28 protein-coding genes are annotated in these 22,724 nt (G+C 42.3%); 3 read left to right on the top strand and 25 right to left on the bottom strand.

The features are described from left to right. Positions 1 to 29: 29 nt before the first annotated feature. The 13 genes from ACR1R9_RS19205 to ACR1R9_RS19265 all read right to left on the bottom strand — a co-directional run bounded on the left by ACR1R9_RS19205 (position 30) and on the right by ACR1R9_RS19265 (position 10,599). A complete protein-coding gene (locus ACR1R9_RS19205; protein WP_433956383.1) occupies positions 30 to 644 on the bottom strand; it encodes a histidine phosphatase family protein in 615 nt (204 codons plus the stop codon). A 78-nt stretch (positions 645 to 722) separates the two neighbouring features. Further along, entirely contained in the window at positions 723 to 1,229 is a 507-nt protein-coding gene (locus ACR1R9_RS19210) for a DUF2569 domain-containing protein (protein WP_076290060.1), read from the bottom strand. Between the two features lie 146 nt (positions 1,230 to 1,375). Further along, entirely contained in the window at positions 1,376 to 1,669 is a 294-nt protein-coding gene (locus ACR1R9_RS19215) for an RNA polymerase alpha subunit C-terminal domain-containing protein (protein WP_433922980.1), read from the bottom strand. A 58-nt stretch (positions 1,670 to 1,727) separates the two neighbouring features. Next, positions 1,728 to 2,735 (bottom strand): aminoglycoside phosphotransferase family protein, encoded by a 1,008-nt coding sequence (locus ACR1R9_RS19220; RefSeq protein WP_433922979.1) that lies wholly within the window; start codon positions 2,733 to 2,735, stop codon positions 1,728 to 1,730. A gap of 3 nt (positions 2,736 to 2,738) precedes the next feature. Next, complete coding sequence (locus ACR1R9_RS19225) at positions 2,739 to 3,716, bottom strand: GNAT family N-acetyltransferase (protein WP_433948912.1); 978 nt, start codon at positions 3,714 to 3,716, stop codon at positions 2,739 to 2,741. A 55-nt stretch (positions 3,717 to 3,771) separates the two neighbouring features. Further along, positions 3,772 to 4,215 (bottom strand): GNAT family N-acetyltransferase, encoded by a 444-nt coding sequence (locus ACR1R9_RS19230; RefSeq protein WP_433948911.1) that lies wholly within the window; start codon positions 4,213 to 4,215, stop codon positions 3,772 to 3,774. 77 nt (positions 4,216 to 4,292) lie between these two features. Beyond that, a complete protein-coding gene (locus ACR1R9_RS19235) occupies positions 4,293 to 5,327 on the bottom strand; it encodes an alpha/beta fold hydrolase (RefSeq protein WP_433922977.1) in 1,035 nt (344 codons plus the stop codon). An 81-nt stretch (positions 5,328 to 5,408) separates the two neighbouring features. Continuing rightward, positions 5,409 to 5,915 carry a DUF4275 family protein gene (locus ACR1R9_RS19240; protein WP_433922976.1) on the bottom strand — a complete coding sequence of 169 codons (507 nt, stop codon included), beginning with the start codon at positions 5,913 to 5,915 and terminating at the stop codon, positions 5,409 to 5,411. Between the two features lie 57 nt (positions 5,916 to 5,972). Then, positions 5,973 to 6,515 (bottom strand): NUDIX hydrolase, encoded by a 543-nt coding sequence (locus ACR1R9_RS19245; protein WP_433922975.1) that lies wholly within the window; start codon positions 6,513 to 6,515, stop codon positions 5,973 to 5,975. A gap of 168 nt (positions 6,516 to 6,683) precedes the next feature. Next, the gene (locus tag ACR1R9_RS19250) at positions 6,684 to 7,361 is read right to left on the bottom strand and encodes an ABC transporter ATP-binding protein (RefSeq protein WP_433922974.1); all 678 of its coding nucleotides are present in this window, start codon (positions 7,359 to 7,361) and stop codon (positions 6,684 to 6,686) included. After that, positions 7,358 to 8,482, bottom strand: coding sequence for an ABC transporter permease (locus tag ACR1R9_RS19255; RefSeq protein ID WP_433948910.1), 1,125 nt, complete (start codon positions 8,480 to 8,482; stop codon positions 7,358 to 7,360). Before ACR1R9_RS19255 ends, ACR1R9_RS19250 begins: the two co-directional genes overlap by 4 nt. A gap of 66 nt (positions 8,483 to 8,548) precedes the next feature. Further along, the gene (locus ACR1R9_RS19260; RefSeq protein ID WP_433956384.1) at positions 8,549 to 9,925 is read right to left on the bottom strand and encodes an ATP-binding protein; all 1,377 of its coding nucleotides are present in this window, start codon (positions 9,923 to 9,925) and stop codon (positions 8,549 to 8,551) included. Continuing rightward, positions 9,922 to 10,599: a response regulator transcription factor gene (locus ACR1R9_RS19265; protein ID WP_063564057.1), complete on the bottom strand. Its 678-nt coding sequence runs from the start codon at positions 10,597 to 10,599 to the stop codon at positions 9,922 to 9,924. Before ACR1R9_RS19265 ends, ACR1R9_RS19260 begins: the two co-directional genes overlap by 4 nt. A gap of 494 nt (positions 10,600 to 11,093) precedes the next feature. Between ACR1R9_RS19265 and ACR1R9_RS19270 the strand changes: the two genes are divergently transcribed. Then, complete coding sequence (locus ACR1R9_RS19270; protein ID WP_433922970.1) at positions 11,094 to 12,062, top strand: cation diffusion facilitator family transporter; 969 nt, start codon at positions 11,094 to 11,096, stop codon at positions 12,060 to 12,062. 303 nt (positions 12,063 to 12,365) lie between these two features. Here ACR1R9_RS19270 and ACR1R9_RS19275 read toward each other — a convergent pair whose 3' ends face one another. After that, positions 12,366 to 12,782, bottom strand: a complete 417-nt coding sequence (locus ACR1R9_RS19275) for a hypothetical protein (RefSeq protein ID WP_433922969.1) — start codon at positions 12,780 to 12,782, stop codon at positions 12,366 to 12,368. A gap of 422 nt (positions 12,783 to 13,204) precedes the next feature. Here ACR1R9_RS19275 and ACR1R9_RS19280 point away from each other — a divergent pair, with 422 nt between their 5' ends. Next, positions 13,205 to 13,633, top strand: coding sequence for a hypothetical protein (locus tag ACR1R9_RS19280; protein ID WP_433922968.1), 429 nt, complete (start codon positions 13,205 to 13,207; stop codon positions 13,631 to 13,633). 112 nt (positions 13,634 to 13,745) lie between these two features. On the opposite strand, the gene ACR1R9_RS19285 is transcribed toward ACR1R9_RS19280, so the two are convergent. The 9 genes from ACR1R9_RS19285 to ACR1R9_RS19325 all read right to left on the bottom strand — a co-directional run bounded on the left by ACR1R9_RS19285 (position 13,746) and on the right by ACR1R9_RS19325 (position 19,136). Beyond that, positions 13,746 to 14,033, bottom strand: coding sequence for an SHOCT domain-containing protein (locus ACR1R9_RS19285; protein ID WP_099855087.1), 288 nt, complete (start codon positions 14,031 to 14,033; stop codon positions 13,746 to 13,748). A 12-nt stretch (positions 14,034 to 14,045) separates the two neighbouring features. Continuing rightward, a complete protein-coding gene (locus ACR1R9_RS19290) occupies positions 14,046 to 14,423 on the bottom strand; it encodes a hypothetical protein (RefSeq protein WP_063564051.1) in 378 nt (125 codons plus the stop codon). Between the two features lie 42 nt (positions 14,424 to 14,465). Then, a complete protein-coding gene (locus ACR1R9_RS19295) occupies positions 14,466 to 15,329 on the bottom strand; it encodes an imm11 family protein (RefSeq protein ID WP_433922967.1) in 864 nt (287 codons plus the stop codon). 35 nt (positions 15,330 to 15,364) lie between these two features. Further along, positions 15,365 to 15,676, bottom strand: coding sequence for a hypothetical protein (locus tag ACR1R9_RS19300; RefSeq protein WP_063564049.1), 312 nt, complete (start codon positions 15,674 to 15,676; stop codon positions 15,365 to 15,367). A 4-nt stretch (positions 15,677 to 15,680) separates the two neighbouring features. Further along, positions 15,681 to 16,154, bottom strand: a complete 474-nt coding sequence (locus tag ACR1R9_RS19305) for an NUDIX domain-containing protein (RefSeq protein ID WP_433922966.1) — start codon at positions 16,152 to 16,154, stop codon at positions 15,681 to 15,683. A gap of 24 nt (positions 16,155 to 16,178) precedes the next feature. Beyond that, the gene (locus tag ACR1R9_RS19310) at positions 16,179 to 16,616 is read right to left on the bottom strand and encodes an oxidoreductase (RefSeq protein WP_433922965.1); all 438 of its coding nucleotides are present in this window, start codon (positions 16,614 to 16,616) and stop codon (positions 16,179 to 16,181) included. A gap of 36 nt (positions 16,617 to 16,652) precedes the next feature. Continuing rightward, entirely contained in the window at positions 16,653 to 17,516 is an 864-nt protein-coding gene (locus ACR1R9_RS19315) for a DUF4085 family protein (RefSeq protein WP_433922964.1), read from the bottom strand. Between the two features lie 28 nt (positions 17,517 to 17,544). Then, positions 17,545 to 18,060, bottom strand: coding sequence for a hypothetical protein (locus tag ACR1R9_RS19320; protein WP_269054885.1), 516 nt, complete (start codon positions 18,058 to 18,060; stop codon positions 17,545 to 17,547). A 758-nt stretch (positions 18,061 to 18,818) separates the two neighbouring features. Beyond that, positions 18,819 to 19,136, bottom strand: coding sequence for a winged helix-turn-helix transcriptional regulator (locus ACR1R9_RS19325; RefSeq protein WP_433923686.1), 318 nt, complete (start codon positions 19,134 to 19,136; stop codon positions 18,819 to 18,821). Positions 19,137 to 19,452: 316 nt separating this feature from the next. Between ACR1R9_RS19325 and ACR1R9_RS19330 the strand changes: the two genes are divergently transcribed. After that, on the top strand, positions 19,453 to 20,058 hold the full coding sequence (locus ACR1R9_RS19330) for an NAD(P)H oxidoreductase (protein ID WP_433922963.1): 606 nt from the start codon (positions 19,453 to 19,455) through the stop codon (positions 20,056 to 20,058). Between the two features lie 820 nt (positions 20,059 to 20,878). On the opposite strand, the gene ACR1R9_RS19335 is transcribed toward ACR1R9_RS19330, so the two are convergent. Together ACR1R9_RS19335 and ACR1R9_RS19340 are read right to left on the bottom strand one after the other, a co-directional pair. Next, complete coding sequence (locus ACR1R9_RS19335) at positions 20,879 to 21,751, bottom strand: carbohydrate ABC transporter permease (RefSeq protein WP_063564040.1); 873 nt, start codon at positions 21,749 to 21,751, stop codon at positions 20,879 to 20,881. 16 nt (positions 21,752 to 21,767) lie between these two features. After that, entirely contained in the window at positions 21,768 to 22,718 is a 951-nt protein-coding gene (locus ACR1R9_RS19340) for an ABC transporter permease (protein WP_053780273.1), read from the bottom strand. Positions 22,719 to 22,724 lie beyond the last annotated feature (6 nt).

The following is a 22,724-nucleotide window of genomic DNA, read 5'->3' on the forward strand; positions in this document are numbered from 1 at the left end:
AAAATTGCTGCTTTTATATACTCCCTTTTCTAACCTAGATGACTCATCATATTCATGCTGCTAAACTCCCAACCATTTACTCCTTTTTCAAGCGTATGAACACTGGTATTCCCAATAGAATGAAACACCGATGTATTGGTCCAATTTTGGTTTCCTAAGAGATAATAAAGGATGTTGATTACTCCGCCGTGCGTGACCAGTAGAACATTCGATTTGATCTGTTGCTCCTCTATACTTCGGCATAAATCCCGAAAGGATGTACATATTCTATTATAAAAATTCCGAGGACTTTCTCCTCCTGGAAACGGAGTGTCCATGCCAAGAGTGTTCAAATAAACTCCTGCATATTTCACTTCTGCTTCCTTATTTGGCATTCCAGCCAAATGTCCGTTGTTCATTTCTCTCCAGTCTTTCAGATAAAGCCCCTTTATGTACAGTCTTTTTTCAAGCTCTTTAGCAGTCTGTACTGCACGCGGAAGATCACTGCTAATCACTGTGTTTATCTCATATTGCTCTGAATGATGGTACAGGTATTCTCCGAGCCTCGACGATTGAGTAACACCTTCTTCAATGAGCCCTCGCTGACTCCAACCACCTCTGTAGCCCTCCTCATCCATCCCATGCCTTACCAAGAAAATCTTCAAGATATCTCCTCCTCTATTTGAAACCCTTATAACAAACCCCGGCCTTAGATCTTCCATCTTAGGTCGGGGCTTATGTTTTTATCTGACAAACGTATTGTGAACTCGAACTGATTTGATAAAATAAGGAATCCATATGGCACAGGTGAGTACCGACCTGCCTATCCCTTTTAACGAACTTCCATCCTCAAGTTCTACCGCCATAGGAATCTGAAGTAATAACAGATAATCAATAATGCCCACGGCTAGACTGACACTGTAAAACATAATCATAAGACGAGGGAATATCGATTTCTTTCTATAAAACGTAATCAGCGTGTATACGCTAAATACTAAAAATAGCACATTATATACCGTTTCAAAAATGAGAACCGGGCCCCACCATGCGTGATAATAGTCAGATTGTTTGGAAGTTAAGAGCTCCCAAGTCTCTCTCGTCATTGAAGGTACAAGGTATTGAAATAATTGCACAACAAGCATAATGATGGTGAGATAAAGTCCAATATGGACAAGAATCAACCATCCCCCAAGTCCTGATATACCCAAAGGTCGATAATCAACCTTCTTTTCTTCAATTTGTGGTTCCACTAAATAACACCTCCTATTCTGTTTTGTTATTCTGAGATGACTCCTCTTTCTCGTGTAAACTTTTACACAACTGTATTATTATACAATGCGAGGAAGAGATACGATACCAATTTCTCCAATTAAAGCCATTGACCAACAAAAGAGGGTTACACTTTAAAAGATAATCCCTCTTCTTCAAGTGCTTGTCGAAGTTTTGGCATTGCAGAAGGCCCGATCCCGTGCAGCTTCAAAATCTCTTTTTCGGAGTATTGCGAGAGTAGCTGCAACGTCGTAATTCCCTGATTCTCCAGCGCACGTCTGGCGGGTGCAGACAACAAGGAAAGAAATCCCTCTTTCGGTTTCCGTTCCTTCTCACAGACAGGACAGGTCGGACAATCGCTACTTTTGTAATAGGAATGCCCTTGTTCGCATGTTCTTAGTGTTCCTTTTGCGTTTACCATGCAGTTCACACCTTTCCGTTTTATGTTTATGGGATAACAATTATCTCGTATCTCGGATTTAGCTACTCAACCAGTTCTCAACATCGGAGATCATATCCTCGTATTGTTTTAAAGCCTCTATAGTCCATGTAACTTGTGATGTTCCCAACTGTTGCTCTTCACCGTCTGTGCATTCAATCCACAAAGAGCGTTTCAGACTGTATTCGAGCCAATCCAATTTCCCGGAAAAACCATTTTCGAGAACCCTTCTCCAATTGGCGTTTAAATTCCCCACTCGAGACCGATATCCATTTATAAAAGCCAAGAACCTTTCTTTGCCCACGTTTCCGGTCTGATCCATAGACCAATACATCGCTGTTTCCAACAGATCATGCATCGGATTGATATAACCCGCTGATTCCCAATCAATAATGATGGGGTTGTCCTGCTGCCACATCACGTTCTTAGGTTCAAGATCTCTATGGCTAATAACTGCATCTGAAGCCAGTATCACTGATGCATTTTTTGCCTGAGCACTCCACTCATAGAGCTTTTGAATGTTATCAGCTAATAAGATTGTCCAATCCGAATTTTCTGTCTGCCCTTTGTTTAAATAATCATTCCAATCGGTTTCTTTGGAATCATCCAACTGAAGGTCAGGAATATGAAGCTGTGAAAAATCAGTTTTATGAATATCCGCAAGAATCATGCCCATATGCTCACAATGGGTTTCGGTTACTTCATGAAGCTCCAGACTTTTACCATCGATCCAGTCAAATATAAGATAACATTGATGATTTAAGATCTGCATTGAAGAACCGTTTATCACTTTGGCAGGTTGAGCATGGATAAAATTTGCTGCCACGTTTGCTATTTTTTCGGATTGGATATAATTCTGCATAGCTGTAGGTCTACTCATAATTTGAGGATTCAGTGCTTTCACAGCATATTTGGCATGTGTAGTTTCAATGGCATACATGCGATGTAAAAGCCCACCCGAGATTGCCTTGGGCTTACTGTTCAACTCACCAAGTTCTAATTCAGCGACGAGTTTTTCGAATTTTAGATTATATTGAATATTATTCATACGTTACAACACCTTTTGGAAACTACCAATATCCAATCTGCGATCAAATTTATATCCCACGCCTTTAAACATCGCACATTGCTCATACCCATGCTTTTCGAACAGGGACTTGCTGCGTGTGTTTTCCATGCATACCGTAGCAATTAAGGTGTAGAACCCTTGCTCGCGCGCAACATTCTCTATAAATCGCAGTGCCGTTTCACCAATGCCCTTCCCTACAATATCCGGTTTCAAATAAATGGTTACTTCTCCCGAGAAGTCATAGGCTTGTTTGCTCTTGTATTGCGTAATTAGCACATACCCTTTAATTTCGTTCTCTTCTTTAATGACAAACGATTTAAAGCGCGGATCTCTGTTTATGACAGATGCCTTGATTTCTTCCAGGGTCAATTCTTCAGTATGAAACGAGATAGTCGTGTTGGAAACGTAGTAATTATATATTTCTCTGACTTCAGTCAAATCCTGCTCCGTTATTTCTTCAAAAGAGTAGCAGGGCATTTCCATTTTCATACTGATAAATAACATGTCCTCGTCATGCACTTTGCTATAAAACTCCTTATCTCTTTTAAAGCCTATCCGCTCATACACTTTAATTGCTCGTTCGTTGAATGTGGCAACCACCAGTCGAAAATGAGAACTATTAAATTGGTTTTGCAAGAATGCTAAACTTTGTTTAAGGAATACCGATCCTATCTTTTGCCCTGTCAGATCTGGATCTAATCCAAGGCCTATATCCAGATATCCTTCTTCTTGATACAGTCCGATTGAGGTTCCTCCCGGTACACGTGCTGATTCCCCACAACAAATAAATCCCACTACCCTCTCCAGTTCATTCAGGACTGAAAAGTACTCCCCATTCATCAATTCTTGAATATCTTCATTGGATTCAGAGAAACTGTACATCGCATATTCATGTTCGTACTTCCAGGTAGCGATTTTTTCTGCATCAACTATTTTCATTGGATGATAGGATAAAAGCATGAATAGTCCCCCTTTTTATACACTTACGGGTTTAATGAAGTCGATAGAGACACCATCATTCTTTTTCATACAGACTGGCACTCCAGTTCCCTTGTTTCATTCTGCGGATGTATTGGAATCCATAATCCTTATAATATTGATTAAGTCTCAGGTTATCTGCCATGCAATCCAGCCTGATCAAGGTTTTACCTTTTTGCCTAATGTTCTCTTCTGCTGATTTTAGAAGGAGCAGGCCTATATTTTGCCCTTTAAAATCTCTATTCACTGCAAATCGGTGTATGTATCCGGAATTGGTGTTGTCGAGCTCTTCCCAAATCAGGGGATCTGACCACGTTAAGGTATACGTCCCTACGATTTCATGATTTATTTCAGCAAGATATACGTCAGATCCATCCGTCATGAATTCATTTACTTGTTCCAAATTGAAATACTCAGGACGCCATTGAAATATCTCTTTGGAGTTCAGCCATCGGGCAGACTCCTGCCATAGGTTCAACACAATGGAAGCTTCCTCCGGTAACGCAAGTCTAGTTATGAGTTTAGTATTAATTTGCTCCATCAAGATCCCTCGCTTATTCAAAAGTTTAATACCCCCATCAACCACGCTGCAAATCGTTCTTTCTCCTCGAACTGTGGGTAATGAGCCGATTCTTCAAATACAACAAAATCTTTTTCGGGTGCTCCAAGCTCATCGAAATAATCCCTTGCCGCATCCACAGACGTCATATAATCATACTTTCCCATAACAAAAAAAGTCGGTATCTCCAGCTGATCTACAATGTCTGGCAAATGGTTGGTGGACCCCTCCTTCAGGAGAATTTCTTGTGTAGCCTGCACTCCCATCGAATACCGAATCACATCCAGTGCATTATATTCGGTTCCCAAAAGAAAGCCGAGCATATAGTCCCTGTTATCATCAATAATCCTAGCCGCACCGCCGTATTTGCGAACCAACTTTCTTGGTGTGTATTTCTCGCCTCGCTCAATCGGACCCCGAAGACGTTCCAGACTTTCCGCATCAGCTGTACTGTCGGCTTGTTTCGCTTGTGTGATCGTATATTCCAAACTATCCAACTCGCTCTGCACAGTATCAGCTACTTGTCCAATACCTATATAAGCAACGAATTTTTCAGGTGCTTTGGCCGCCGATTTTGTCCCTATGTATGTACCAAATGAATGACCGACCAGCGTAACCTTTCTTTGCCCCAGTTCGGCAGTGACGTAATCCGTTAATGCCAGCAAATCATCTACAAGCACATCTGAAGTCACATCCGAATAATCCTCCATGAAATGATATGACTTTCCACTTCCACGTTGATCATAATGCACAATAGTAAAATGTTGCTCAAGCTCCTGCTGATACTTCCTTACATAAGGAATCTCGGAGCAACCAGGACCACCATGCACAAAAAGAAGGATAGGATTGTTCCGATCCATCCCGCGAATCATAACCTCATGACCTGCACCATTGATCTCGACCTGTCCTAACGTGCTGATACTATTCTCTCCCTTGATCCCAGGTGTCCATGTGGGAAAGATCAGAGCGATTATTACGAGTAAAAGAATACTAAGCATGGTGCGTCTGAATATTTTAATCGACCTCTTACGCATGAGATGGCTCCTCCGGAGATTATTCGTGTGTTTAAAAAGCTGAATCTAAACTCCTCACTCGTGACTCCTTACTGCTCCTTGTTACTTCACTTTATAAAAATACGGTCCGCACATGGATTCATGGGTATGTACATACGTCCACGTGAACGCTTGGTCAAAAATATAAATGTCCTGTTCCGAATCAAAATCTTCTGCGATGACCTTATTCGCATTCTGAAATACCTGTATGAATGGTGTATGTTGATACATGACATACAACTCGTTATTATTTTCGGCATAAAAAGCATCTCGTGCTGCATCGTCTGTTAGGCAATCCTGTTTCTCATAACTGAACATATGCCACTTGTACTGGCTATAATAGATAGCCTCTTTTACCTCTTCACTGATGCTCTTGGCAAATGTGTTATCCCACTTCTGTATCATTTCTTCGGATTCCTCGCACAATTCAGTCACAAGGACCCCCTTGTCCTCCAAATTTTTGTTATACATATATTTGCGGTGCACAAGCTCGATTCGCGAGTAAACCACATTCAGTTCATGGTCCGGTAGAGCATCCAGTAACTCATTAATTTCATCTCTAATCATCATAACCTCCGAAGTTTATTGGATTTAAGATTTAAGATTTAGAATACACTATCATTCCAGTTACTCACCATTTGCTTCTTCTCGAAGCAAATAGGCTAATCGGTACATTTCCGCGATATCATATCTATTCTGTTCTTCAAATCTCTTAATCGCTTCACCCATCTCCACAACCTCTACAGCAATTACCTGTTCCCCATCTGCCGGATTCAATGGTTTACCGACCAGCTCAACTTCTCCATAGCCAATAATTCTCACAAAATGAGGATGAGGAATATGCGGTCTATACGGCTCTGGTGCACTAGACATGCAATGAAATTGTCCAAACACCCGATACGTGACCAACTTGGCTCCGAGCTCCTCCATCACTTCACGTTGCAGTCCATCCATATACTTCTCTCCTACCTCCAACGTTCCTCCGGGCAGCTCCCATTTTCCGTTATCGATCTGAAAAACAACCACTCGTTCCCCCACAAACGGGATAATGCTCACATTGCTTACCAGCGTTTCATCCACGATGTCATTCAATCTAAACTCCGCTTTAACAATTCCCCAATAAATCGATGTGCTGAGCGCCGGGAACTGTTCCCGATCCAAAGTCTTCATTTTTCTATCCGATCCTCTCTATGTAAAATAAATCTTCCATTATAAGTTCTATCTCTCATTATAGATCAAAAAAGAAAAAAGAAGGCCACTTTTCCCATCGGGAATCCATGGACCTTCTATTGTTATTTCAGTTGAACTAAAGAATGTCTATACTATTCACTCTGACCACTAATGGTGTACCAGTTTCCCGTTTTCCAAAAAGAGAACCCGATCACATAGCGGCAAAATCCGCTCATCATGCGTAACCATGACTGCACTCTTACCCTGCTCCTTCACGAGCCGTGCAATCATGCTCACAATATCCAGTCCACGTTCCGCATCCAGACTGGCTGTCGGTTCGTCCGCGAGCAGGACGGCTGGATCATTCATCAAAGCTCTGGCAATGGCAACCCGCTGGCGTTCTCCGCCAGAAAGCTTCTCTGCATATGCCTTACGTCGATGCGATAAACCTACCGTATCCAGCAACTCATCGACCCGCTTCTCTGCTTTGTTTTTGTCCGTTCCAACGAGCTTGGCGATCACCATCAGTTGTTCTTCCACTTTCAGATACGGAATGAGGTTGGCACTTTGAAAAATAAACCCGAGTTGCTGAAGCCGTACATCGGAAATGTCCTGTTTGTTTTTGCCCATAATCGATGCGCCATCCAGCATAACCTGTCCTTCCGTCGGTTCAAGCAGTGCACCCGCGATGGACAGAAATGTACTTTTGCCTGAGCCAGAAGGCCCCATGACCGCGACGAGCTCTCCTTCGGCCACCTTAAGATCCAATTTATCCAATATCGTCCGTTTGACCCCGCCATCTTCGAATGTCTGTGTAATTCCCTGCAATACCAGTCGGTTTCTCATGCTGCTGTCCTCCCAATCGCATCAAGCGCATCAATTTTGGTAACCTTCCACACCGAGAATAACGAACCTGCCATGGACATCACCACGAATAACACACAGGTTAGTGCCAGGGTGGATAAGCTTAATTGAAACGGCATTGAAGCTGGCAAGATCGATTCAAATAGCTGAACCAACAGCACACTGATCACCAGACTGCCGATGGACAGAAGCAATACTTGCAATGAAACACTGCCCACCAGATACGAATTTCGAGTCCCAATAGCTTTCAAAATACCGAATTGACTCGTTTTCTGAATCGTGATGACGTAGAAGAATACTGCAAGCACAAACGCCGAGATGACAAATAAAAAGGCAATCATCATGAGCAGCGAGCCCTGTTCTTCCTTGTACCCAGGAATGGCCGATACCGCATCGGACTTCGTAATTACCTCTGTATTCGGCAAAGCGGTACTAAGGTTATCCACCTTCTCGCCTGCATCCTTAACGGCAATCGCATTGTATACCGGAGCATTAGAGTTTGCTGTTCCTTGCGAAGTACGAGAACCTTCTTGAATAGCGAGCCATTCCTGCTCGTTTAAGAACACAACTGGTGAGTGACTGAAGGACTCATTTTCCACAAATCCACCCACGGTCCACTCCGTTCCCGAGGCTTGATCGACCAGAACCGTTCCAATCGTCACGCCAGATTCAGACAGCTTTTGATCCACTACAACCTGCCCGTCTTTCAGATCCGTGATTGGAGAGCCATCCGTTACGGTTGGAGCCAGCCAACCTTCCGGGTTCACCATGAATAGCGTTACATCAATCTTCTTTGTATCGCCAGCTGGACTGACTGTTGTCATTTTTACACCCAGCGGTTCAGCATTCTCTTGCCCCACAACGGAGCGTGTCTGCTCCAGCTCGTCCTGATTCACCTGGGAGCGGGTAAACCGATGATTCGAATCCTGCTCCAGAACAAAATGGGTTGCTGCCATATTTTTGATGGATGCCGCGTTATCATACGCAAGCCCCTGTGCCAGGCCTGTAACAAACAAAACCAGAAATGATACAAGCACCATAATTGTAGCAATTAATGCATATCGCCCTTTGGCAAATCTCATCTCTCTAATAGCCAAGTACATATTCTCTGACCTCCTCTTGATAACCCAAGTATAGGAGGCGAAAATGAACGGCAAATGAATAACAGATTACATCTGCGGGAGCGTCACGGTAAAGACCGTTCCTTCGGTCGAACTGGAGACCTCAATCGTACCGTCATGAATGCGGATAATTTTCTGCACAATAGCAAGCCCCAGCCCGGTTCGGCCGGAAGAACGTTCTCTTGCACGGTCAACCCGGTAGAAACGATCAAACAGGAAAGGCAAATGCTCTGCCGCAATCCCATCTCCTGTATCCCGAATATGGATTACGCACTGGGCATTGGTCTCTTCTGCACGAATCTCGATGCTTCTCCCCTGTGGAAGATGATTCACGGCATTCCCCAGTAGATTCATCCATACTTGCATGAGCAACACTTCATTGCCATATAACTGGATGGATTCGGGTACCGAGATCCTTAGCAACAGTTCTTTTTCTTCCAACTGCCATTGCAGCACCTGAACCGCTTGGCGGAATTGATCTCGTAGAGAAAATCTCACTTTCGTCAAATCCTCATGACCTTGTTCCAGAGAGGACAACAGCAGCAATTGTTTACTGAGCAACGAGAGATGGCGGCTCTCCTCTTCAATAATGGAGGCATAGTGCTCCCGTTTTTGTTCAGGCAGATCCTGATCTGCTACCAGTTGGGCAAATCCCTGAATCGAGGTCAGCGGCGATTGAATCTCATGTGATACGTTGGAAACAAACTGCTGACGTGCCTGATCCACTCGCTCCAATTCACGACTCATGGTCATGAAATGCTGGGCCAGCTGTCCAATCTCATCACGCCTAGTCGTGGACAATTTCAGATTATAGTTCCCTTGCGCAATGCGTTTGGTCGCCTCGGACAGACGTTCAATCGGATTCACCAGATAGCGGGTACTGATTATAAAGAGCAGGATGCTAATGCCCACCGTAAACGCTCCAATCAACGCAAAAAAGATACGCAGCTCACCGAATTGCAAAATGACATCCGGGCGCATAAACAACGCATAACTTGCATTGCCCATCTCTAGATGAACACCAACGGTATTGCTCAATTGATTATCGAAGAAACCGGTAATGAAAGGTTTGCTGGGAAACTCAGCGACGCCGTGGTATATCTCACCACTGAGCACCTGATCTACAGCCTGCTTGTCCAGATCTTTCTGGCGGAATTCGCGGCCATAGAATTGGTCATTCCCTTTTCCATCCGTTACATAAATTTCGTAACCGAGCGCTGCGGCATTGTTCAGATAATGCTCTACCGTCGCGGGCTCCTGTTCCACAAACTGCTTCATTTGTGTCGCGATGCCCACCAACTTCTCGTCATTGAAAGACTTCAGCTTCGCATGATAATAAATATTGGATAAAAGAAAACCCAGCATGGCGCTGACCAGAATCACCGCGATTGTAATCATAAATACCCGAAAGTACAGTGATCTCAATGCGCTTTCACCTCAATCTTATAACCAATCCCCCGTACCGTCTGAATGACAAAATCATCCCCATAATCGGCAAAACGATCACGCAGCCGCTTGATATGTACATCCACGGTGCGGTCATCGCCTTCATAATCCGCTCCCCAGACCAACCGAATTAGTTCATCACGCGAGAATAAGCGCCCCGGAAACTGAGCAAGTTGAGAGAGTAGCTCGAACTCCTTCATTGGTAAAAAGAGAATCGATTGCCCATCGGAGACCTCGACATTGTTCCGATCAATTACGATACGATTCATGCGAATGATATCACTGGACGTACGATGGTAACGACGAAATAATGCCTTAACCCGGTAGACCAGTTCCTCAGGTTCAAATGGCTTCGTCACATATTCATCTGTACCTCTCAAGTACCCATCCCGCTTGTCGGAAAGCTGATCCCGTGCTGTCAACAGCATGATCGGAATGTCATAATGTTGGCGAATGAAATCACATAACTCCAGTCCGTCCATACCTGGCATCATCACATCCAGAATCGCAAGATCGATTGGTGTTGCTTGCATAACCTTGACCGCTTCCACTCCATCTTGTGCTTCATGCACCCGATACCCTTCCTTGGTCATGACATGCCGGAGGAGTGCTCTAATATTGGCGTCGTCGTCCGCCAGAAGCAGATTCTTCATATTGTTGTCCGCCCCTTTTCTGTTAAGTTGAAATGAATCATTTTTACACTAGCCACTACAAGGTCAGAACAATCTTCTGATCGCTGTTATCCCCAGATTTTTTTATTTCCTATTCAAAGGTTAAAATCCGGGGATAAAGGCGAACGCTCCGCTTCTCCAGATTTTTTCTGACCTCTCCGTTACCGTGTAAATATTATTTTAAACTTATATTTACTTCATTTTATTATTTGTAGCGGGAACTTCCTCGACATTCATCCTGCACAGATGGTAGCACAAAAGTAACGTAAACCGCCAGCGCACATGCGATGAGCTTACAGGTCATGTTTATATTTTCTCGAATCTGGTTGACACTATTATTAGGTGTACCTATAATAAAACTATAACATATGAATAACTGCTCACATGTTCATGTATTATCATTTCCGAAGATCACTTGTAGTCACAAAAGAAATCAATTACATAACGGAGCACGGCTCCAAAGGAGAGGATCTCATATGTCCGGACATCATCACAACCACGACCATGGACACAATCATGGTAGTACCAATAACAAGAAAGTACTGTTGTTTTCCTTCATTATTATTACCGTTTATATGATTGTTGAAGCCGTTGGTGGATTCATGACTAACAGCTTAGCCCTCATCTCCGATGCAGGTCATATGTTGTCTGATTCCATAGCTTTGGGGATCGCCTTGCTGGCGTTCACCTTTGGCGAAAAAGCGGTGAATACAGGCAAAACGTACGGGTACAGACGCTTTGAGATTTTGGCAGCCACGTTAAATGGGGTCACCTTAATCGCCATCTCACTTTACATCTTTTACGAAGCAATTGGTCGCTTCATCAACCCACCAGAAGTCGCAACAGTCGGTATGTTGATCATCAGTATCATCGGCTTGCTCATTAATATCCTGGTGGCATGGATCATGATGCGCGGTAGCGATACGGAGAATAACCTGAATATGCGCGGTGCTTATCTCCATGTCATTAGTGACATGTTGGGATCGGTTGGGGCTATTGCGGCGGCACTGCTCATGATGTTCTTCGGCTGGGGTTGGGCCGATCCACTCGCGAGTGTCATTGTTGCTGTACTGGTTCTGCGCAGTGGATTCTTTGTCACCAAATCATCCCTGCATATCTTGATGGAGGGAACGCCAGCGAATGTGGATGTAAATGACCTTGTTCAGACCATCAAACAAGTCGATGGCGTCAAAGGCGTGCACGATGTACATGTCTGGTCCATCACCAGCAACCTGAATGCACTGACCGCACATATCGTGGTGGACGGAACGATGGATGTATACGCATCAGAGGTGCTTGTTCAGAAGATTGAGCATCTGTTGGAGCATAAAGAAATCAAACATGTGACATTGCAAGTCGAGTCTGAGAAGCATCTTCACGACACCTCGGTATTATGCACCGTCAAAGGCGACGAACCGGATGCTCATGCGCATCATCATCATTGAGATTAATAGTTGTAAATAGAAACAGGACTTATTCCCGTTAGAGGAATAGTCCTGTTTTTCATTTTGCACGTAACTTTAATTCCATTCAGGTGTTATGTAATACAGATGGCAGTATCGAATTAACTTGTTTTACACCGTAATTTACTTAATATAACGAGGAGGTTAAATCTACCATGGGGAAATTCCAAAAGTTCGCGTCAGTGATCCTTGTACTGATAACGCTTCTTCTATTTCTTAACTACCTGGAGCTAAGAGAAAACAATAGACTACAAGTCATCATCATTAAAGGAATATATAATTAGCTTATCCATTTAAGTGGATGGCCTGGATATGTTCTCGATCAAAATCAATAATCATAATGTGACCTTGTAATACATTGTCTCCACAGGCTATCGTTGCTCCGTAGTCCTCTTTACTATTAAATGTGATATCTACTTGATATACTTCAATTTCATTAAACCAATCCTTATGTACTTGTTCGCGAAGTTCGTTCTCATAGTAATTCCGAAATACGGCCTCACACTCCGTAAACCAATGCAGATATGACTCTACTACATCAGCAATTGCATCTAGCTGAATAGTCGTCGATATATAGAGTCGAACATCATTTAAATCCTCATCCTTAATGGATTGCTTAAATATTTGGACTGTATTTTTCAAAACATAACATTTGTACCTCTCATCACTCTCTTCCAAGAGCTCAATGAAATCACTTTGCATCTTAACCCTCCTTCCATAGAACGACCTGCATGATGCAAGGTATTGCTTCTTGAATAGGCACCTATACTATACTTTCTCGTCAATGAAATATTTATTATCACCTTGTTTATTGTTATTTTGTTTTTTAATTTCAGTTCTCAAATAGTGTACTTCTTTTATTAGATCCTCAAGTCTTTTCGATGTTTTTGATGAATCTATCGCATAACGTATAACTGCAGCAACGATAAGAAACACAATAAAACATAGGATCAACGCTATAAGAGCTCCAAAGAATTCCATCCTGAATTACAACTCCTTACTTATAGTAAACTGTAATTGATTAACTGTTATGTTTACATGCATATAACGTATTGTCAAACCAAGTACGACGGAATTACCCTGAAGGATTAGTGAATACCACTATATAGAAAGAGCTAATCATCATGACAAATAGAGCATTTTTCTCGATTCTTCTGCTCTTCCTTCTTCTCACAGCCTGTGCTTCAGAAGTTCCTGCTGAAAATCATGACACTGAAGTTATGCTAAGAAATGAAGCTCTGCCCATAATTACGAATGTTAAGACTAACTTTCCCGAAAAAGAAGGTTGGATTATAGTTCCTACAGATAGCACAGAGTTAAATGTCACAGTAGAGTCCACTAACGCGGAAACACTTCTGTTCTGGGCCGTCCTAACAGGAACTGAGACTTGGGGAGAACGAGAACTTATTGGGTATGATATTAACGAGGACGATGGTTGGAAGATAACGTGGGATATTGCGGGTAAGTCTGTGCATCACCATGTGATTGTTCAGGCATTGGGGAGTGATGGTAAGACCATTACCGATGAAACGTTAAATATTACGAATGAGTAAGGATGATTTAGATCATTTAATTAACGAAGATATTTATTAATAATGGAGGCCTCCCCCGATAACTATTATTTTAGGTAGGCCTCCATTATTTTTGTATGTAGTTGTCTCTGAACTATTTGATCTTAAAAAGCAGCTTCTCTTTCTTTTGATCAAATTCATATTCGGAAATAATATTTTTTTCCTTTAACTCACCTAGCTGCAAAAGTTGTTCATGGACATTTACAGGTTGTTTTTTCCTCCGAGAAGATACAACCAAAGCAATAATTGAGAAGGGTATGGCGTACAGCATGCTTAAAAGTCCCAAGATTGCTGCGCTATCGGAATCTTCTGGCACTAGCCCGAATATCATTAAAAACGTTAATGTGAATAACACGATACCGATAATTGACAATACTTTCAATTATAATTCCCCCTATATATTAACTTCATCCCAATTCATAATGACATATGCAAGTTGAAATAAAAACATAACTAGATAACTTATATTTACAACGAAACTGAATTTATGATTTTTGGCTAATTTCATATACTCTTCTTTACCTATCCCCCCAGTGTCCAATCTGGATTTAAGTTTCTTGTTCGATATCAATAATAAATACAACTCAATAATCCCAAACAATCCCCATACTAAAGTGAAAAACAATGAGACGGCATTGGCAACCGACAAAAGCATAAGGGAACCTTCATCCAATCCCCTTCCATAATGAAAAATAAGATTTATGGCCAAAGTCATAATAATTAATCCTAAACCAATGAAACTTAAATACGGTGTAAACCTGGAGCTTCTCATGAGCCTTCCTCCTTCCAGGTAATTCATAGCTAAATATTTTTGTTACTTAAACCCTATACTCTCTTTCAAACGACTAAACATCGTTTTACTTCTTTCTGGAATTCCCCACTGAAGTTCCAACAAAATGGGAGGATAGTAGATGGGGTTGATCCATGAGTAGCTCCCATCCAATTGAAGGTTCCCTAACCAAATTTGCTTATCCTTATCTGCCTTGATCGCCCACTCACCGGAGTACACCATATGGCCTTTATTTTTACGAGCGAACTTCTTGGCTTTATCAAAATCAAACACTTCTAGCAAGGAGCTATCAATTTCCTGACCCATCCGCTCATGCTTTTCTTCTTTGGCTTTCCAGGAAAATTCCGAATCCCAGATCTCCACCAATTGATAACCCACGATGGATTGACTTAATATCTCTTGCAAAAAATCTGAAACATATATGTAAGATAACTCTCTATCCTCGCTTGGTAGTTTAATTCTGAATATGTGTTGTCCTTGTAAAGCTTTTTGATCTAAAACGAGTGAATACTCATCAAACTGAGGAACGTCGTCATAATAATTCCTTACTTTAGAGTTTACCGGGTCTATGCAATCGATAACACTCAGCACGTGTAAAATATAGTATTCCTCTTCAGTAGCCGTTGAGAGTGGCAAAAACTCGATATGTTCAATGTGGTTCTGTTCCAATAGTTCTTTCACTTTCCTACTAATGACAAGCGCTCCTGTGTATCTGTTTAAAATATCGGCTGGTTTGCCCACATCTTTAAATTCTACGTTAGGTGCAGACCATTCCTGAATAATCGGCTTATCACTGCCTAATGCCTCATAAACCTGATCTGATTCCTCCGAATCGCTAAACTCAATCGTATTATTCGGTGGATAGTAATCTAACAACCATGCTTTCATTCATTTCACTCCTGCTTATAAGATGCGTACTATTGCTAAACAAACCAAAAACGATAAAACTCTTCCGAAAACCAAAACCATATGATTCCTAATATCACCATGATGCAACCTAATGCTTTTAATATCACTTCTATCAATTTTGGAATATCTCTGTTGGGCGGGTTGTCCTCAAATTCCCTATTTGGTTTGATTCCCCTATATCTCATCAGAACAAAGCATCTATATAAAATATCAGGAAAGAAATAAAACACAATCCCCAAGACAAACACCGGAATGGATAAATAACCAAATGTGCTGGTTGTCCATTCAATATCAATACCATTTGGTTTCTTCCCATATAGATTCATAGAATTATTTAATAAAATGCGTCCTTTCTTCTTGATAAGAACTAAAAATATAGTCTGGATACTTGTTTGCAATAGGTGGAAGCTCATGCTCGGGGAAAAATTGCAGATCTTTCATCTCTTCATTATCGGATGCCAGTTGTCCAGACTTGATACTGCATTCAAATACGATCGTTAAATATTCAACCTGATGACCATTACTGTAAGTAAACCGCTGCTCTTCACCACCATAGATCCCTATCACTTTCTCCGGTTCTATGATAAGTCCTGTCTCTTCCCATGCTTCTCTTATCATCGCTTGAGCAGGTGTCTCACCGAGCTCGATTGCCCCAGCAATTAAGCCCCAGTTGGTTTCATTATGTTTACGACCGAACAAGATCTCTCCATGGTCATTTCGGATAACCCCAGCCACACCCGGCATAAAAATCAGCTCGTTTCCGATCTTTTCCCTAAGGTTTTTATAATAGTCAGACATGCCCATGTAGAGTATACCTCCTTCTTTCAGTTACTGAATTCCCGCTGTACCATAGGTATCTTCAATGGCTTGTTTATAATTTTCCCAATGAAAATAAAATGGGCCCACATCTATTTTATTGTCGTTCAATAAGAAATCACTCCAGATTACAACATCATCTTCTCTATCAATCTTTACAGAGATAAATCCACATTCTTCATCACCACACCAAGCGCATACTAAAATCGGATATCTATAATACATGGATTCATGTGGCTTATTAAGTAGAAAATAGTCAATAAGAAGTCGTTGATATTCGTCGCTTCCCCATCCTAGACAAGGTACCAAATCATGTTTTTTCAATCTTTGATAGAGCGATCTACCATCGATAATAATGTCAGCAAATTTCGTGTTTTTATTTCCGTCTTGTTCAGGATCGAACTCATCGTATCTTGAAGAACATTTGGTTTCTATTGTACTGATGTTCAATACATTCCCTCCATACTCAACCTCTTGGGCTCTGCCTCACTCTTCTTCTGCGAGAATATCTTCACAGCGAACAATAAGTTCAGGCATATCTTCTCCATAAAATAGAACATGAAGCTCATATCCGTTATCAATCTGGTACAGCTCTTGATACAGCCAGTAACTGCCTACAATCTCTCCTTCTCGCTTGATGATTTCGGGTGCAATCAGCGTAAGTTTATTCATATTAGTGAAGCCTCCACTAGTATCAAAACGAATGACAACTTCCTCTCCCGTCAGCAGTTCCGTCACTGTACAATCATGAAACTGAACCCGGCTACGAATTTCATCCGGAATATCCTGCGCTAAAATGGCCTCCCTGTATTCTTTCGATACGCGGTCCATCTCTCTCGTATTTTCCGCACTCTGTTTCTTCAACTGAAGCAATATTTCTCTTGTGCAATAACCGAGCGTAAATACACGGATATCTGCAATTTGCTCAACGATGTTTTGGGTTAAACGCTCTTTCTGGCTTTGGACACTCCATTCCATCGTTTCTTTATACTCTTCTTTGCATTTTTTCTCGTCAAAAGGTGGGCGGACATCATACTCCGCAATAAGCTTCTCAATATGCGCTCTTTGTTCTGGAGGCATATGATAAATCATCTTATCCTCTTCAGCTACCGCTTCCTCACTAAAAAACTGGTCAGCACGCACAAGAACCGTACCATCATGCTTCAGCATAGAACGAGGATCAATGTTATACACTTCACGTTCCACATTTACATGGGCTTTTTCTTTTCTTTTGTACAGCCTCAGAAAAAGTTCCTCGTCCAATTCGTATGCTCCGCTATGTACTCTTAAACCAAAATGAAGTCCAGTCCGTTCACACGTCTCATACCATTCTTTTGTTCGATATTTCATATGCATCTCTCCTGCTGATTTTTAAAATCTATTTTGCTATTGAGGCGTAGAGCTTTTTAATTTGTGTTGAGAATTTAGCTGCACCTGGAATTCGTGTGCGTTTAAAATAAACTGTTAATTGTTTAGTATGATTTTTGACCATATCATATTCAATAATGGTTTTAGCGATGACAGACCTCGTAAAGCCTAAAACCTCGACAACTTCAGATCGATCTCCTTCATCAGGCTCCTCTCCCTCTGGGAATTCCCCGTCCGGATCATCGTCTAATTGCTCACTGAACGTTAATCGAGCCGCCACATAAGACATAATCTTGTCCTTGTCTTCGGCGATCTGCTCCATGATCCACTGAACACATTCTTCCTCTATTGGAGACGAGACCCCAAAGCCCTCCAGAACATATTTCCGCTCTCTAAAAGAATCCATTAATAGCGCTGCTTCATAGTTGGCATGCTCGACAAACTTGACGTGGGGTTTTAGCTGAACGAGCTCGGCAATGACGTTTTTATACCAATCACTTGTTAGTAATTGTTCTATTGTTTTCAACGTGTACACCTCCAGAAATTTTAAATTTTATTCGGCAAAAGGAACAATATACGCTCTCATCATCCTCATGACATACGGTCTCAATACAATAAACTACGATTCTACGCCAAGGTTTGAAAGAACTTGTGTTTCATATCTTTATGATTCCGTGCCGCCCATGCATGTAACTCCTCTAATCCTTCGGACTCCTGATTTCTTTGGAAATAAAAGCATAAATCCATCGGAACTAACCGTTTTCCATAGAGTTTAATACCAATCCGTCTGTAATTCACATAAATACACTCAATCTGGGATGCATCGTATTTCCGATGTTTTGTAGAGATCACATGATCGCTTTCCAGCGTAATGCTCGGTTTGGTAAATAACAAACGCCGGATCAAAAAAATGATATAACCCAGAATAAAGATCAATATAGTGATCAGGGAATACTTCAGAATACCATTTTCGTCGAATATAACATTTCTGAAAAAAATAACCTCAATGGCCAGCATGCATATTAAATTCAGTACAGCTCTGGGGTAAGTCGTCGAATATGTGATAAGATATTCCTCCTATTCTTTCTCTCCATTGGTACTTGCTATGTTCAAGATTTAGTCGGACAGACTGGCTCTCGTCTACATATCTATGGAAATCCCTGATTAAAGTCTCTACGTTTACCTACTCATCCCTCTCTATCCGACTAATTTGGTTGACAGAACACCAACATATAAATGGATTAGCGTTATCATCCATCACTGAACTGGACCAAATTCGCCTCTTCAACATTCTGGAGAGTCAAACTCCTCCAACACCTTAAACTTATCCCCGTAAACCTTTTCGAGGTGCTCCTCTCCCCAATAGCACAAGAAGTCCAAAGCAGGTTTGAGTCCCCAACCGTAACTCGTTAACTCATATTCCACTTTTGGAGGAACCTCCGAATACACCTTTCGCTGCACGATCTCGTCCTTTTCCAAACCTCTGAGCTGCGTTGTCAACACTTTCTGCGTGATGTCCGGTATCAACCGACGCAGCTCCGATGTACGTTTTCGCCCTGTCATCAAATGATAAATAATCAAAGGCTTCCACTTCCCGCCCATCACTTCCAAGGCCGCCTCCACGCCGACTTTATATTTCTTTGGAGTGCTCGTTTTACCATGTTCCGTCAACTTTTATCCCTCCTTCATCAAGCTGTTGCCGAGGTAAAATCATAACCTTCTTATTTCTCTTCGTTTCGTTATTTGAACTCCATTTCGAGGTAGTGATTCAGGGTACTTTGATGTTCCTATGGCACTTCATTCTTCCTATAGAACATCAAAGTGCGTACTTCCAGATGTTTTCATACCTGTTTATAATAGCATCAGCCAGCGATTCATGGCTACAAGACAGCAATGCAGAAAGGTAGTGAAAGATAAGATGAATGTATTAGTCGTTGTGTCGCATTCGAGAAAAGATTCCCTGACCTTCCAGGTTACTGATCGTTTCGTGCAGGGCCTTGCCGAGGCTGGTCACGATTTTGAGATATTGGACTTGCATGGCATTGGCTTCAACCCTGTTCTCCAAGGTATAGATGAACCTGACTTTACCAAGGAACATCAGGTTTTCTCCCCTGAGATAGAAGCGGAGATAGAGCGATTGAAGAAGCACGATGCTGTCGCTTTTGTGTTTCCTCTCTGGTGGTGGCATCTGCCAGCCATGCTGAAAGGGTATGTGGATCGTGTCATGAACAACGGGTTTGCCTACGGCTCGAACAAGCTTCATCATCAGCAGATGTTATGGATTGCTCTTGCGGGCGTAACGGAAGAACAGATGCAGAAGCGAAACTATGATGAATCGATCACGAATCTGCTCAATGTGGGTATTGCCAATTACTGCGGCGTGCCCCAGTCGAGCGTTGAATTTTTATATGAAACATTGGATGCGCAGCCTGAGCATTATGAGGCACTTCTGAAACAGGCGTATCAGTTGGGACTAAATTACGGCAAGGACAGCACAACTCAACATGAAGTAAGAACGATATGATTTAAGTTCTATTGATGGGCACTTTTTTGCGAAAATGAATCAACCCTACTATCACGTTATTATTAGTGAGATGATAACAACAAAAGGGTCGCTCCTAAGGCGACCCTTTCTGTTTAATACATTATTTTGCTGCGAGAGAAGATGCTTTTCCATCATGATGACATCGGTAATCCTATCATTTTAGGAAAGAGAAAAAGAGAGAATCTCTTCTCTCCATTCTTTTTAGTAGGACAACCAACCATACGTCCGATAATCATGCGGTACTGGCTGGAAATATTCTTCGCAATAAATATTGTGTTTAAATTTCATTTTGAATCTTCTTTGAGTAAGTTTACGAATACACTTAACCTCATTATTGTAATAATACTTGGTTTTTCTGTGATTTCGATACTCATTTAATTTCTTTATTCTGGGGTCAAAATTTCTTTTGTTTTTTTCCTGTGTTTTCAGATACTTCTGTAGCTGTTGCAATTCCCACGCTTGTATTTCATCGTTATTATTAAACAATAAGATCCCCGGCACTTACTTTAGATTTACCAAGAATAAGGTATGAGTAGAGTACCTAAAGGTCTACAACATAAGGAGGTATCAAGTATAAAACCTCACTTCCATGATGGATTCGTACTATTTTACATCAAATTAATTTGTTTGAAAATATTTGTAATGAATCTTCCAGATGAAGTTCTCACTCCGTTCATTTATTTTAACATCTGCATCCGTTGTATTCTTTAGTTAATTTCCACACAAAAAGAAGCCACCTCCCTGGCCTTCCCCAGTTCAGTGACTCCTTTTTCACACCTATTCGTACCGCGACTCGACTCTACTCCTTCACAGCCCCAACCACGATCCCCGTTACAAAGTACCGTTGCAGGAACGGGTACACGAGCAGGATCGGCAGCGCGCTGATAAAGATCTGCGAAGCCCGAATGGTCCGTTGAGACAGGTTCGCTACCGCTTCCGGATCAAGCTTCGACATGTCGGCCTGCACGATGATCGTCTGCATGAATGTCGCCAGTGGCAGCTTTTCTGCATCACGGATGTAGATGATCCCGTCAAAGTACGAGTTCCAATGTCCGACCATCATGAAGAGAGAAACGGTTGCAATGACAGGTACGGAGACGGGCAGATAGATTTTGATAAACGTCTGCAAATGCCCTGCCCCATCAATAAATGCAGCTTCCTCCAGATCCTTGGGAACGGTACGGAAGAAATTCAGCAGCAGAATAATGTTGAACACCGCAACCAATCCCGGCAGGATCAAGGCCAGCAATGTATTCATCAGTCCCAGCTTCAGAATCAGGATGTACCCCGGAATGAGACCACCGCTGAACAGCATCGTGATGACAAAATACCACAGATAGATGTTACGTGCACGGAACACCCGCGTCTCCTTGGAGAGCGCGTAGGCTGCAATCGTATTGACGATTAACGCGAGCCCTGTTCCCAGTACCGTCCGCTCTACGGACACCCACAGGGAGGAAAGGAAATTGCTATTAGCGAACGTCTTAGCGTACGCCTCCAGTGTAAAACCAATCGGCCAGAACGTCACCAGTCCAGCATTGGCAGGAGCAGATGCGCTCAGTGATACCATGAGTAAGTGATACAAAGGCAGCAAGCAGAGCAGCGAAAGGATGGTCAGTAACACATTGTTGATTATGCTGAATATGCGGTAAGGCATCGTTTTATGATACATGAGTTCGTCATCCTTTCTAGAAAATTCGGTATCCGGCGAATCGGTAAGCCAGTCGGTAGGAGATCACAATCAGGATCAAACTAATGACCGATTTGAATAGATTCACGGCGGTAGCGAAACTGAACTGCCCACTGAGCAGACCTTCTCTATACACAAACGTATCGATAATATCTCCTTGTTGGTAAATCAATGGACTATATAAGTTAAAGATCTGGTCAAAGTTGGCGTTAAGCACATTACCCAGTGCCAGGGTTGCGATTACGATCCCAATCGGAATAAGTGCCGGGATGGTAATATACATCGTTTGCTTCCAGCGTCCTGCCCCATCCACTTCAGCCGCTTCATAGAGTGCAGGGTTAATGCCAGACAGTGCCGCGAGGAAGATGATCGTGTTGAAGCCAAACTCTTTCCAGACATCACTCGCAATAATCGTGAATCGGAACCAGCTGCCATCCCCCAGGAAGAAGATTGGCTTAATGCCGAATACGGAGACCAGGAACTGATTGACAATACCCGTCTGCGCCAGAATGTCGATCAGAATGCCTGATAACGTAACCCAGGACAGAAAGTGAGGAAGATACACGAGTGTTTGAATCGTTCTCTTCAGTGCCATCTTCCGTACCTCATTGAGCAATAAGGCGAAGACAAACGGAATAATTAGGTTCATAATGATCTTGGAACAGGCAAAAAACAGCGTATTCCACGTGATTTGCAGGAAATAATCATTTTCCCACATGTATCTGAAATGCTTCAGTCCGACCCATTCGGAATCGAAAAAACCCAGTGCAGGTTTATAGTCTTGAAATGCCATCAAAATCCCGGACATCGGAATGTATGAAAAAATAAAGACCATAATGGCCGCCGGCAACACCATCAAGTGCAGAATCCATGGTTGTTTGTAGCGTTTTTTTGTTTTTCTGTTCGGCTTGCTCCCAATGTCCGCCTGAGGTACCCGGTTAGCTTCCATATTAGC

The sequence above is a fragment of the Paenibacillus taichungensis genome, from assembly GCF_050994985.1.
Classification (GTDB): domain Bacteria; phylum Bacillota; class Bacilli; order Paenibacillales; family Paenibacillaceae; genus Paenibacillus; species Paenibacillus taichungensis.